Here is a 12,259-nt window from a genome sequence, read left to right as displayed (position 1 = left end):
CGCCGACGCCGAGCTGATCGCCGCCGCCATCGACATCCTGCGCGGCTACGGGCTCACCGAGGCCGACTTCGTGGCGCGCATCTCCGACCGCCGGCTGCTGCGCGCGCTGCTCCTGCACGCCGGCGTGCCCGAGGCGCGGCTCATCCTCGTCTACAACATCGTCGACAAGCTGGAGCGCGACCCGCGCGAGGTGATCGCCAAGCGGTTGCGCGACGAGGCCGGCATGGGCGACGAGGCCATCGAGCGCACGCTGGACATCTTTCGCCACACGGACTTCGACGCGGTGCGCGCGGCGTACGGCGAGACGGAGGGCGTGGCGCCGGAGATCGAGCGGATGGGTGAGATCTTCGGCCACCTGCGGGCGATGGGGCTGATGGACTACGTCCGCTTCGACCTCAGCATCGTGCGCGGGCTGGCGTACTACACGGGGATCGTGTTCGAGCTGTTCGACGCGCGCGGCGAGCTGCGCGCCATCTGCGGCGGCGGGCGGTACGACAACCTGCTGAAGACCATCGGCGGGGTGGACATGCCCGCGCTGGGGTTCGGGATGGGCGACGTGGTGCTGCGCGAGCTGCTGCAGGACCGCGGCCTCCTTCCATCGACCGCGCACTCGGTCGACTACTATCTCGTCTCCGTCACCCCCGGGCAGCGTGACGCGCTCCTGTCGCTGGCGCACGGGCTGCGCGACGCGGGGTGGTCGGTGGAGTACGCGCTGAAGCACCAGGGCGTGAACAAGCAGTTCAAGAACGCCTCGGCCGTGGGCGCGCGCCGGGTGGTCACGCTGGGGCCGGACGAGGTCGCGCAGGGCGTCGCCGCGGTGAAGGACTTCGCCAGCGGCGAGGAGCGGCGGGTGCGGATCGAGGAGCTGCTCGCGGAGCGGCCGTAGGCGCCGCCGGAAGACTCTTTGACGGGGGAGGATGCGTGGCGGCTACCCGCATTTCCGGCGTCGCCATCCCGGACAGCCAGCTGGCATGCGAGGTAACGCAGCTCGTTCGCGACACCGAGAGCGAGCTGCTGTTCCACCATTCCACCCGGGTCTACTTCTGGGCCGCCCTGGCCGGCGAGCGGAAGGGGCTGGGCTTCGATCCGGAGCTGCTCTACACCGCGGCCATGTTCCACGACATCGGGCTGACCGAACGCTACCGCGCAAGCCAGCTCCGGTTCGAGGTCGACGGGGCGAATGCCGCGCGCGACTTCCTGCGCGGCCACCGCATCCCCGAAAGCGACGTCGAGAAGGTCTGGGCCGCCGTCGCGCTCCACACCACGCCGGGCATTCCGGAGTTCATGCATCCGGAGATCGCCCTGCTGCAGGCGGGAGCCGGGATGGACGTGGTGGGCCGCGGCTACGAGCAGTTCACGGACGAGCAGCGAGCCGCGGTGACCACGGCCTATTCGCATGGCGCCGGCTTCGGACATGCGATGATCGAAGCCTTCTACGATGGACTGAAGCATCGGCCCGACAGCACCTACGGCACCTTCAACGACGACATCCTCGCGTGCGTGGATCCGGATTTTCGGCGCAAGGACTTCTGCGCCATGATCCTGGGCTCGCCCTGGGCGCGGGGAGCCGGACACTGAGCCACCGTCCGGCCGGGCTCGCGATCCCCATCACCCCTCCCCGGCCGTGCGCGGGGCGGGGTGATTTGCGTGGAGGCCCGGGGTTCGCAAAGATGCGGGCAGACGAAGGCGGACCTCCCGATCTCCCGGTATGACGACGACCGCCGGCTCCACCCCCATCCACTACCTGACCGCCGGCGAGACCGCGGCGCGCATCCGCGAGGGCTCGCTGACCTCCGTGGAGGCGGTGCGCGCGTGCGTGGAGCGCATCCGCGCGCTGAACCCGCGGCTGAACGCGGTGGTGGACCTGCACGACGCCGAGGCGCTGGTGCGCGCGCAAGCGGCCGACGCGGCGCTCGCGCGCGGCGAGGACTGGGGCCCGCTGCACGGCGTGCCCGTGACCGTGAAGGACGTGTACGACGTAGCGGGGATGCGCATCACCTTCGGGTGGCCGCCCATGCGCCGCAACGTGCCGCGCGCCGACGCCTTCGCCGTGGAGCGCATCCGCGGCGCGGGAGCGGTGGTGCTCGGCATCACCAACGCGCCGCTGGGCTCGTACGATTGGCAGTGCTGGAACCCGCTGCACGGCCGCACCAACAACCCGTGGGACGCGCGCCGCACGCCCGGCGGCAGCAGCGGCGGGAGCTGCGCGGCCATCGCCGCGGGGTTCAGCGCGCTGGAGCTGGGGAGCGACGCGGCGGGCTCCATCCGCGTGCCCACGCACTTCTGCGGGGTGATGGGGATGAAGCCCACCGAGACGCGCGTCTCCGGGCGCGGGCACGGCCGCTTTCCCGGCATCCCCTACTCGCTGCGCCACATCTGCACCTACGGCCCCATCGCCCGCTCGGTCGACGACCTGGAGATGGCGATGCGTCTTCTCGTGGCCCCCGACCCCGCCTTCCCCGACGCGCCGCCGGTGCCGTTCCGGCCCGCGCCGCCGCGCGATGCGGCCACGCTCCGCATCGCGTGGACGGACGCGTTCGGCGGCTATCCCGTGTCCGCGGCGACCTCGGCGGCGCTGCGCGGCGTGGCGGCGAAGCTGGAGGCGGCGGGAGCGGCGGTGGAGCGGCGCGCGCCCGAGGCCATCGACGGCGACGACGCGCTGCGGACGTGGGGCGAGATCAACGGCTTCGAGACGGGCGTGGCGCTCCCCGCATACGCCTCTGTGCCGATGCGCTTCGGGGCGGCGGTGCAGTTCGGGCGGGGGCCGTTTTCGCAGGGGCTGCGAAAGGGATTCGCCTTCAACGCGAAGCGCTACTTCTTCGCGCTGGACCGGCGCGACCGCCACTGCGGTGCCTTCGAGGCGTTCATGGGCGGGTGGGATGCGTGGCTGTGCCCGGTGGCCGCCGTCTCCGCCATCACCCACCGCCGCACCGGCGCCGCCGTGGAGGTGGACGGGCGGAAGACGTCGTACTCGCTCGCCCTGGGCGCGTGGGCGTCGATGGTGGCGATGCTCGGCGCGCCCGCCGTGGTCCTCCCCGCCGGCCGCTCCGACGAGGGCCTCCCCATCGGCATCCAGGTCGTAGGCCGCCGCTGGGACGACGCCGGCGTCCTCGCCGTCGCCAGGGTCATCGAGCACCTCACCGGCGGCTTCCACCCCCCGCCAGCCCTCGACCAGCACTGAAGCCGGGACCATCGCAGGGATGATGAGGCGCGAGTCCGCGAAGGCGGACTTTGTGCAGTTGTTGCCGCGAATTCATTCGCCCGGGGCGGCTCCCGAGCCCCGATGCCGAGGATGCGAGAAGATGCCGATCGCCGCGCTGTACGACATCCACGGCAACCTCCCGGCGCTGGAGGCGGTGCTCGGGGAGATTCGCCGCGAGGGCGTGGACCGCATCGTCGTGGGCGGCGACGTCCTTCCCGGCCCGATGCCGCGCGAGGCGATGGAGATGCTGATGGATCTCGATCTCCCCGTCGACTTCATCCGCGGCAACGGCGACCGCGCGGTGCTGGAAGAGATGACGGGGATCGATCCCACCCTCCCCGCATCCGTCCGCGAAGTCGTGCGATGGACCGCCGCGCAGCTCGATCCGCATCACGCGCGGACGATTGCCGCGTGGCCGGAGACGCTCAGCATCCCCATCGCCCCGCTCGGCGACGTCTTCTTCTGCCACGCCACGCCGCGCGACGACACCGGCATCTTCACCCGCCTTACTCCCGAAGACCGCCTCCTCCCGCTCTTCGAGCCGCTCGGCATGCCGCTGGTGATCTGCGGCCACACGCACATGCAGTTCGACCGGACGATCGGCCGCACGCGCGTGGTGAACGCTGGCAGCGTGGGAATGCCGTTCGGCGATCCGGGCGCGTACTGGCTCCTGCTTGGGCCCGACGTCCAGCTCCGTCGCACGGAATACGACCTCCGCGCCACCGCCGGGCGCATCCGCGCGACCGCCTACCCGCAGGCCGAGGATTTCGCGGCAAACAACGTCCTTCATCCCCCATCCGAAGCCGCGATGCTGGAGGCGTTCGCGCGGGCGGAGGTGAGGTAGAAGATCGGCATCTCACGGAGGGCACGGAGGGCACGGAGGGCACGGAGGGCACGGAGAAAAGCGGGAGCCGCTGATCGACACTCCCGCTTCGGCCCGGCTCTCACTGCCCCCGGCGGCTGAAGCCGCGGCGCCGCGAATTCATTCGCCCGTCCCACCGCGGCGCCACTCTCGCACTCCCGCACTCCCGCACTCCCGCACTCCCGCACTCCCGCACTCCCGCACTCCCGCACTCGTCTGGTACGATTCGCGCGGGCTCCCTATCTTCCGACCCCTCGCAACCGAGATCCGCCAGACCCGGGCAGAACGTGGCCACGCGCATCCCCGACATCTCCGCCGCGGCGACCTTGGACGCCGCCGCACCGTTCCAGCGCCAGAACGACGTGCTGCACTGCGAGGACGTGCCGCTTCCCGAGCTGGTGGCGCGCTGGGGCACGCCGCTGTACGTGTACAGCCGCGGCGCCGTCCGCCGGCGCTACCACGAGCTGGACGAGGCGCTGTCGCCGGTGCCGCACCTGATCGCGTACAGCGTGAAGGCCAACCCCAACCTGGCGCTGCTGCGCACGCTGGCCGAGATGGGCGCCGGCGCCGACGTGGTCTCGGGCGGCGAGCTGCGGCGCGCGCGGATGGCGGGGATCCCCGGCGAGCGCATCGTGTTCAGCGGCGTGGGAAAGACCATCAACGAGCTGGCGCTGGGGCTGAACGAGGAGATCTACGCCTTCAACGTGGAGAGCGAGGGCGAGCTCTGCGCGCTTTCGGATCTGGCCTGCGCGATGGGGAAGAAGGCGCCGGTGGCCATCCGCATCAACCCCGACATCGACAGCCCCACCCCGCACCACTACACCCGCACCGGCCACGCCGCCACCAAGTTCGGCATCGCCGCGGCGCGGGCGCGCGACCTGTACTCCATCGCCGCGCGGCTGCAGGGGATCCGCGTGCTGGGCATCGACGTGCACATCGGCTCGCAGATCCTGGACGTGGCGCCGTTCGGGCTGGCGCTGGACGCCATCCTGGAGCTGGTGCACAAGCTGAAGCAGGAAGACATCCCCCTGGAGTTCCTGGACCTGGGCGGCGGGCTGGGGATCTCCTACCAGGGCGAGCCCGCGGCCACCGCGCAGGCCTTCGCCGACGCCGTCGTCCCGCTCGTGGCCGAAACGGGACTGCGGCTGGTCGTCGAGCCCGGGCGCTACATCGTGGGCGAGGCGGGGGTGCTGCTGACGCGGGTGATCTACGTGAAGGAAGGCGGGGGAAAGCGCTTCGTGATCACCGACGCGGGGATGAACGACCTGATCCGGCCCAGCCACTACAGCGGCTGGCACGCGGTGGAGCCGGTGGAGAGCCACGACCGCCCGCTTGGCACGGTCGACATCGTGGGCCCCATCTGCGAGACGGGCGACTTCCTGGCGCTGGACCGCGAGATCGAGATCCCCAAGCCCGGCGAGCTGCTGGCCATCCACACGGTGGGCGCGTACGGCTTCAGCATGAGCAGCCAGTACAACCAGCGCCCGCGCCCCGCCGAGGTCCTGGTCGACGGCGAGACCGCCACCCTCGTCCGCCGCCGCGAGACCTTCGAGGACCTCGTGGCGGCCGAAGTAGGGCTGTGATCTTACGCGGAGACGCGGAGCCGCGGAGGTGCTCGCCCGCGTCTCCGCGCCTCCGCGTGAGGCCCGGCGATGACGGGGCCGCGGCGGGAACCATGGGCGCCCAATGAGTGTGTAAACGACTGACGGCCCGAGGGGGTTGATGGGCAGGCGGGGGAGGGCGCCGGTGGAGGTCCGAGGTTCTTGGCCCGCCACTTGTATGCAGTGTAAACCCGGTGCAACCCACCTTGCACGCGCCTGCCGGACGGCGGGCGCGCTTTCACGTTCCTGATCCGGATGACGGGACAGATGAAGATTCTCTCGCGTGCGCCGCTGCTCGCGCTGGCCGCCGCCGTGCTGGGCGCGGGCGGAGCCGCGGCGCAGTCGCACGGCAGCGTGCAGGACACCTCGCTCTTCGCGCCGATGGGGCTGTGGCCCAGCCCCAACGAGATCCGTACGGGCTCGGGCGCGCCCGGCCCCGACTACTGGCAGAACCGCGCCGACTACACCATCCGCGCGACGCTCGACACGGCGGCCAAGACCGTCCGCGGCGAGATGCGGCTGCGCTACACCAACCGCTCGCGCGACACGCTGCACTTCGTGTGGTTCCAGACCGAGCAGAACGCGTTCAAGAGCAACTCGCTGAACTCGTACTACTTCCCCGCCGGCTCGCGCTTCGGCGCCCGCGGCTTCGAGGGCGGCGACGTCATCGAGCGCTTCAACCAGGTCGTCGGCGCGCGCAGCGTCCCGCTCCGCCAGCGCGGGCAGGAGACGATGACCAAGGTGGACCTGGCCGAGCCGCTGGCGCCCGGGCAGAGCACCACCTTCGACGTGGCCTGGCACTTCGCCGTCCCCGAGCACGGCGCCGACCGCATGGGGCGCGACGGGCCGCTGTACGAGATCGCGCAGTGGTACCCGCGCGTGGCGGTGTACGACGACGTGCGCGGCTGGAACACCGAGCCGTACCTGGGCCAGGGCGAGTTCTACCTGGAGTACGGCAACTACGACCTGTATCTCACCGTCCCGGCCGGCTACATCGTGGCGGGCACCGGGCTGGTGCAGAACCAGGCCGAGGTGATGACGCCCGCGCAGATCTCGCGGCTGGCGCAGGCGCGCACCAGCGCCACGCCGGTGCACATCGTCACGCTCGACGAGCTGCGCAGCGGCGCCGCCCGCCCGCGGCGCACGGGCACGCTCACCTGGCACTTCCACGCCGACAGCGTGCGCGACGCGGTGTGGGCCGCCAGCCCCGACTACCTGTGGGACGCCAGCGGCTGGAACGGCAAGCTGGCCATGGCCTACTACCGGCCCACGGCGGTCGATCCCTGGCGCGACGCCGCCGACCAGTCGCGCATGTCGATCATGGAGTACTCGGAGCGCTGGTTCCCGTACCCGTGGCCACAGATCAGCGCGGTCGAGGGGCCCATCAGCGGGATGGAGTACCCGATGGTGGCCATGGAGGCGCACAGCGACGACGTGTACGACCTGTACAACGTGGTCACGCACGAGATCGGGCACATGTGGTTCCCGATGATCGTGGGCTCCAACGAGCGCGTGCACATGTGGCAGGACGAGGGCTTCAACACCTTCATCAACACCTTCAGCGAGGCGCGCCGCTACCCCGACAAGGGGAACCAGATGCAGCGGGCCCTGCAGGAGCGGCAGCTGGTGGAGCGGCTGATGCAGCAGGGGGTGGACTTCACCATCGAGACGCCGCCGGACCGCATCCAGCCCACGCAGCTGGGCGTGGCGGCGTACTACAAGCCGTCGGTGGGGCTGCAGCTGCTGCGGCAGGAGATCATGGGCCCCGAGGCGTTCGACGACGCCTTCCGCACCTACGTCCGCCGCTGGGCCTTCCGCCACCCCACGCCGGCCGACTTCTTCCGCACGATGGAAGACGTGGGCGGACGGCGGCTGGACTGGTTCTGGCGCGAGTGGTTCCTCGAGAACGCGCGCTTCGACCAGGCGGTGGACTCGGTGGTGGTCGACAACCGCGGCAATGCGCAGAACGTGACCGTGGCGTTCGGCAACCGCGAGCGCGGCGTGCTGCCCATCCGCGCGCGCTTCACCTTCAGCGACGGCAGCACGCAGGAGTTCGCGTACCCGGCCGAGGTGTGGGCCATCAACCAGCGGCGCTACATCCGCGAGTACTCGTTCGCGGGCAAGCAGCTCACCCGCATCGAGCTGGACCCGGATCGCCGCCTGATCGACGTGAACCGCGGCAACAACGTCTGGACCCCGCGCGGCAGCTGACCTGAAAAGCGTTTTCGGCAGATGAAGATCGGGAGGGAGCCGCAGATCATGGCTCCCTCCCGATCTCTTGCCGGTTGATGAATCGCCCCAACGAGAGACGTCATCCTGAGGCCGGTCACACCGCAAGCGATGTCCGCGCAGTAATTTGCAGGCCGAAGGATCCATACTCCGCCAGCACGTGAATCGGCAAGCCGCGCCGAAACGCGGCAGGCATCCTCGTCACTCGTGCGCGTTCCCCGGCTGACGTGCAGGAGAGGGTATGGATCCTTCGGCCTGCAACGTTCTGCGCCGGAACCGATTGCGGCGTGGCCGGCCTCAGGATGACGTCGGGGGGTGGGGACGCGCGTCTCTTGCTCTACGGGTTGACGAACAGGGTTGCGTCTGCGGACGAACTGCATGACCTTTAACGCCGCAAATCCCACCAGTCCGTCTCACCAGAACTCAGGAGGCACCCCGTGAAGCTCTCCCCCGAGCAGCTGAAGGTGACGTCGTTCGAGACCGCTTCCCGCGCGGCCGCGTGGTCGCTCCCGACCACCGGGGGCGAGGACTGCTTCTCGCACATGGCCGGCTGCCCGCCGATCACCCGCACCGCGGCGGAGTGACCCCGATTCCCTCGCGAGCGCCGCGTCCGGCGGCCCGCTCCATCGCCCACCACCGCCACGGAGGAGCCACCGATGGCACGCCCGAGAATCGAAGACCTGCAGGTCTCGTCGTTCGAGACCTCCGTCGACACCGCCTCGACCGGCACCGTCATCGACACGCAGCAGATCGACTGCTGGTCGCCGCTGTGCATGGACACGCAGCAGCGCACCTGCCCCACCAAGGAGACCGTCGCCGCGGCCGGCTGAGCTCGCCGCGCGGGCGGATGCGACGAGGGGGAGGACGCCGCGCGCGTCCTCCCCCTCCTGCGTCAGGCGCGATCCGGCGCGCCCGCTACCAGGCGCCCTGCCGGTGCTCCACCACCAGTTGCGTGCGGGTGTAGCCGCCCGTCACGCGGCGGATAAGCTCCATCTCCTCGTCGAACAGCTCGCAATAGTACGCACGTCCGGCCCAGGGGTCGCACACCACCGTCCCCTCGTTCCACGTCCGGTAGTCGCGCAGGTTGCCGCCCACGCGGCCGATCACCACGAACGCGTGGTCGGGCCCGCCGAAGTCCTCCTGGATCCCGGAGATGGCGCCCCGGACGGTGTCCGGCGGGTCGTCGTCCGGCTGGCTGACGGCCATCAGCTCCAGCGGGCGCACGCCGCGGGTGGCCAGCATGTCGAAGGCCAGGTACGCCTTCTCCTCGCAGTTCCCGATGCGGTGCAGGCGGACCGCCGCGGCGATCGCCTTCACCTTCGCCTTCCCCTCCAGCGCCAGTGCCCCGCCCTCCCAGTAGGCGTCCATCAGCGCCTGGTTGCGGTCGCGCACCACGTCCTCGCCGTAGGTGGCGCGGTCCGCGGGGCGGTTGGTGGACGCGATGCCGAGTGCCTTGATCTGGCTGACGACCTGCCGTGCGATTGCAAGGGACATGGGGACCGGGAAGATGGAGATGGGGAGGATCGCGATGACACGGAAGGGCGACGCCTGCGCCGATTACCTGCCCGCGTGCAGGGCGGCGAGCGAGTGCCGAGCCGGGTGACGGCGCCGCGCTCGCACGTGGCTCAGCTCGCCCATCCGGATGCCATGTGCGGCAGTGCGACCACGGCGGCGAAGCGGACGATGCGCCCCGCGAGCCCGGCGAGGAGGAAGAACACGAAGTTCATCTCCACCGCCCCGGCGGCGATGGTGGTCACGTAGAAGGGCGGCAGGCCGACCACGGCGCTCACGGCGTAGAGCAGCTTTCCCGTCTTCGGCCGCGCCTCCATCTTCGCCTGCATGGCGGTGATGCCGCGCTGCACGCGCCCCTTCGGCAGCTTCACCACGCCGCGGCCGGCCAGGTACAGCAGCACCTTCCCCGCCATCGCCCCCAGCGAGCCGGCGATCACCAGCGGCACCCACATCGCCCGCGGCATCAGCGCCGAGGCGCCGATCAGGTAGATCTCCGTGTTCACGAACGGAAGCAGCGCCCCCGCACCGCAGATCGCGAACGAGGTCAGGCAGAGCAGGAGATAGGACACTTCGGCTCGCGGGGCGGGGAACGGATGGTGTAAGTGTGCCTCCAATCTACACTTCCGCGCCCGCATGGACAACCGGGACGCATCCCCGCGCGCCGCGTCCGTCCCCCTGCATCCGCTCGCCGGGCGGCGGCGGCCGCATCGGCCCGGCCCGCGGCGCGCGACGGTCTTCATCTTCCAGCCGCACATCCCGCCGATTCCCGCGTGGGCGGATCACGGAACGGACCGGATTCCGCGCGGTGGGGCGGAGGTATACCGATTGCATCAGGCCATCACGCTCACATGCACGCGCCGGACTCGCACTTTTCGTGCGGGAACGGAACCTTCATCATGGGAGGACGGATGAGCCGTTCGCTGAGCTACCTCCGCCAGGGAGCGCTGGCGGCCGCGCTGCTGGGCTCGCTGGGCTTCGGCGCCGCGCAGGCGTTCGGGAGCACGGCGCCGCCCGCGGGCGCGGCCCTGCGCACCTGCCCGGACCGGGGATTCGACTACGCCTACGCTTCGTGCGCCATCGGCTGCCCCGGCAGCCAGGGCTACTGCGCGGAAGGCGGCATCTGCCGCTGCGGCCAGATCCCCTGATCGCGGAAGCTGCATGAAAACCGGCCCGCGCTCGATACGAGCGCGGGCCGGTCTTCTCGTCTCCATTCCCTGCCCCTGCCCGATCTGACCAGCCCACGGGCCTCCCCGCGTTCTGGCGGTCCAGCCACTCCTTCAGCGGCGCGAAGTACTCCAGCATGGCGGTGCCGTCCATCTTCCGCTCGTCCGTCATCGCGAAGAGCGTTTCCTGCCACGGCTTGCTCTGCCCCGCCTCCAGCATCCGGTTGAAGCGGCGCCCGGACGCAGGACGGCGCGCTCACCCGGGCGCGGGCCGTCGTCCATCTTTCCCCTTCACCCCCGGATCCGGACCCCGTCACGCCTCCGCGGGATCGAGCGGCACGGGCGGCAGCACCTCGCGCTCCCACGCGGCCAGCCGCTCCTTCAGGTCCCCGAACACCGCGGGCTGGGCGAGCTTCAGGTCCGTCTTCTCCCCCGGATCGGTGGCGAGGTCGTACAGGAACTCCCCGTCGTCCTTTTGCAGGTACTTCCAGTCGCCGCTGCGCACCGCCTTCTGCCTGCGGCGCTGCGAGATGCGCCAGACCAGCTCGCGGCGGACGCCTCCGCGCGCGCCGGTGAGCGCCGGCGTCAGGTCGATGCCGTCGGGCGGCGCGGCGGCCGGGGCGCGCGTGCCCGCCAGCGCCAGGAAGGTGGCGGTCAGGTCCATCGTCACCGCCACCTGGCCGGTGCGGCTCCCGGCGGGGATCACGCCGGGCCAGCGCGCCATGGCCGCCACGCGGATGCCGCCCTCGTTCAGCGTCATCTTCCCCGCGCTGAACGGCCCCATGTGCGAGAAGCGCTCGCCCCCGTTGTCGCTGGTGAAGATCACCAGCGTGTCGCGCTCCATCCCCGCGCGGTGCAGCGCCTCCAGCACCCGCCCCACGCCCGTGTCCATGCTCTCCACCATCCGCCCGTACGTCGCCGGCGAGCCGCCGGAGCTGAACGAGGCGGAGTCGGGGTACGGCGGGTCGCCGGGCCCCTGCCACGGCCAGTGCGGCGCGTTGTACTGGAGGTTCAGGAAGAGCGGCCGCGACCGCCGGCGCCGGAGGATGCGGACCGCGCGCTCGGTGAACAGGTCGGTGAGGTACCCCGGCGTGCGGACGGTGCGCGTGCCGTCCTGGAACAGGCTGCGGCGGAGCTCCACGTCCACGTGGCTGGCGTAGTCGGCGCCGGCGCCCAGGAAGCCGTAGAACTCGTCCCACCCGTGCCGCAGCGGGTGGAAGCGCGGAAAGGTGCCCAGGTGCCACTTGCCCACGAGCGCCGTCTCGTACCCCGCCGCCTTCATCAGCAGCCCCAGCGTGGGCGGGTCCGTCTCCACGCCCACGTTCTGCCGGGTCAGCGGCTCGTACAGCCCGGCCGTCGTGCGCGCGGGGTAGCGCCCGGTGATGAGCGCCACGCGCGTGGGCGTGCACACCGGCGCCGCCGTGTACATCTGCGTGAGCTCCACGCCCGAGCGCGCGATCTGGTCGATCACCGGCGTGCGGTAGTCCGTCCGCCCCGTGATCCCCAAGTCGCCGTACCCCAGGTCGTCGGACATGATCAGCAGGATGTTGGGCCGCGCGCGCCGCGCCAGCCGCATCGCGCCGGAGCCGAGGGAGGGCGCCAGGGCGATGGCCGCGGCGGCGCCGGCGAGGTCCAGGATGAAGCGCCTGCGATCCATCGGGAGGGCCTCCGGGGGATGTCGATGGGGTGG

The 12,259-nt window shown here is 71.2% G+C and carries 12 protein-coding genes and 1 pseudogene; 9 read left to right on the top strand and 4 right to left on the bottom strand.

The window, feature by feature from the left end; all coding sequences use genetic code 11:
* The 8 genes from VLK66_RS25745 to VLK66_RS25710 all read left to right on the top strand — a co-directional run.
* The coding region (locus VLK66_RS25745; protein ID WP_325312376.1) for an ATP phosphoribosyltransferase regulatory subunit at positions 1 to 886 on the top strand (886 nt) is incomplete at its 5' end.
* 35 nt (positions 887 to 921) lie between these two features.
* Entirely contained in the window at positions 922 to 1,578 is a 657-nt protein-coding gene (locus VLK66_RS25740) for an HD domain-containing protein (protein WP_325312375.1), read from the top strand.
* 130 nt (positions 1,579 to 1,708) lie between these two features.
* The gene (locus VLK66_RS25735) at positions 1,709 to 3,181 is read left to right on the top strand and encodes an amidase (RefSeq protein WP_325312374.1); all 1,473 of its coding nucleotides are present in this window, start codon (positions 1,709 to 1,711) and stop codon (positions 3,179 to 3,181) included.
* Between the two features lie 121 nt (positions 3,182 to 3,302).
* Positions 3,303 to 4,046 (top strand): metallophosphoesterase family protein, encoded by a 744-nt coding sequence (locus tag VLK66_RS25730; protein ID WP_325312373.1) that lies wholly within the window; start codon positions 3,303 to 3,305, stop codon positions 4,044 to 4,046.
* Between the two features lie 305 nt (positions 4,047 to 4,351).
* Positions 4,352 to 5,647: a diaminopimelate decarboxylase gene (lysA, locus tag VLK66_RS25725; RefSeq protein WP_325312372.1), complete on the top strand. Its 1,296-nt coding sequence runs from the start codon at positions 4,352 to 4,354 to the stop codon at positions 5,645 to 5,647.
* A 285-nt stretch (positions 5,648 to 5,932) separates the two neighbouring features.
* Complete coding sequence (locus VLK66_RS25720; RefSeq protein WP_325312371.1) at positions 5,933 to 7,876, top strand: M1 family metallopeptidase; 1,944 nt, start codon at positions 5,933 to 5,935, stop codon at positions 7,874 to 7,876.
* Between the two features lie 455 nt (positions 7,877 to 8,331).
* Positions 8,332 to 8,478, top strand: coding sequence for a hypothetical protein (locus VLK66_RS25715; protein ID WP_325312370.1), 147 nt, complete (start codon positions 8,332 to 8,334; stop codon positions 8,476 to 8,478).
* Between the two features lie 72 nt (positions 8,479 to 8,550).
* Positions 8,551 to 8,724: a pinensin family lanthipeptide gene (locus VLK66_RS25710; protein WP_325312369.1), complete on the top strand. Its 174-nt coding sequence runs from the start codon at positions 8,551 to 8,553 to the stop codon at positions 8,722 to 8,724.
* Positions 8,725 to 8,809: 85 nt separating this feature from the next.
* Here VLK66_RS25710 and VLK66_RS25705 read toward each other — a convergent pair whose 3' ends face one another.
* Both VLK66_RS25705 and VLK66_RS25700 read right to left on the bottom strand, forming a co-directional pair.
* Positions 8,810 to 9,388, bottom strand: coding sequence for a hypothetical protein (locus VLK66_RS25705; protein WP_325312368.1), 579 nt, complete (start codon positions 9,386 to 9,388; stop codon positions 8,810 to 8,812).
* A gap of 131 nt (positions 9,389 to 9,519) precedes the next feature.
* A complete protein-coding gene (locus VLK66_RS25700; RefSeq protein ID WP_325312367.1) occupies positions 9,520 to 9,975 on the bottom strand; it encodes a VTT domain-containing protein in 456 nt (151 codons plus the stop codon).
* Positions 9,976 to 10,314: 339 nt separating this feature from the next.
* On the opposite strand from VLK66_RS25700, the gene VLK66_RS25695 reads away from it, so the two are divergent.
* Positions 10,315 to 10,551, top strand: coding sequence for a hypothetical protein (locus tag VLK66_RS25695; RefSeq protein WP_325312366.1), 237 nt, complete (start codon positions 10,315 to 10,317; stop codon positions 10,549 to 10,551).
* 100 nt (positions 10,552 to 10,651) lie between these two features.
* Here VLK66_RS25695 and VLK66_RS28695 read toward each other — a convergent pair.
* Both VLK66_RS28695 and VLK66_RS25690 read right to left on the bottom strand, forming a co-directional pair.
* Positions 10,652 to 10,801, bottom strand: a pseudogene (locus VLK66_RS28695) (M2 family metallopeptidase); the annotation flags it as partial.
* A gap of 81 nt (positions 10,802 to 10,882) precedes the next feature.
* Entirely contained in the window at positions 10,883 to 12,226 is a 1,344-nt protein-coding gene (locus VLK66_RS25690; RefSeq protein WP_325312365.1) for a sulfatase-like hydrolase/transferase, read from the bottom strand.
* Positions 12,227 to 12,259: the final 33 nt, after the last annotated feature.

This window comes from Longimicrobium sp., assembly GCF_035474595.1.
Lineage (GTDB): Bacteria > Gemmatimonadota > Gemmatimonadetes > Longimicrobiales > Longimicrobiaceae > Longimicrobium.
The sequence above is the reverse complement of the archived record's forward strand: the minus strand, read 5'-3'. Positions and strand labels throughout refer to the sequence as shown.

Excerpts from the sequence above, each read along its gene's own strand:
- VLK66_RS25735 (WP_325312374.1), top strand. The coding sequence starts at position 1,709 with ATGACGACGACCGCCGGCTCCACCCCCATCCACTACCTGACCGCCGGC.
- VLK66_RS25730 (WP_325312373.1), top strand. The coding sequence starts at position 3,303 with ATGCCGATCGCCGCGCTGTACGACATCCACGGCAACCTCCCGGCGCTG.
- VLK66_RS25720 (WP_325312371.1), top strand. The coding sequence starts at position 5,933 with ATGAAGATTCTCTCGCGTGCGCCGCTGCTCGCGCTGGCCGCCGCCGTG.
- VLK66_RS25710 (WP_325312369.1), top strand. The coding sequence starts at position 8,551 with ATGGCACGCCCGAGAATCGAAGACCTGCAGGTCTCGTCGTTCGAGACC.
- VLK66_RS25705 (WP_325312368.1), bottom strand. The coding sequence starts at position 9,388 with ATGTCCCTTGCAATCGCACGGCAGGTCGTCAGCCAGATCAAGGCACTC.
- VLK66_RS25695 (WP_325312366.1), top strand. The coding sequence starts at position 10,315 with ATGAGCCGTTCGCTGAGCTACCTCCGCCAGGGAGCGCTGGCGGCCGCG.
- VLK66_RS25690 (WP_325312365.1), bottom strand. The coding sequence starts at position 12,226 with ATGGATCGCAGGCGCTTCATCCTGGACCTCGCCGGCGCCGCCGCGGCC.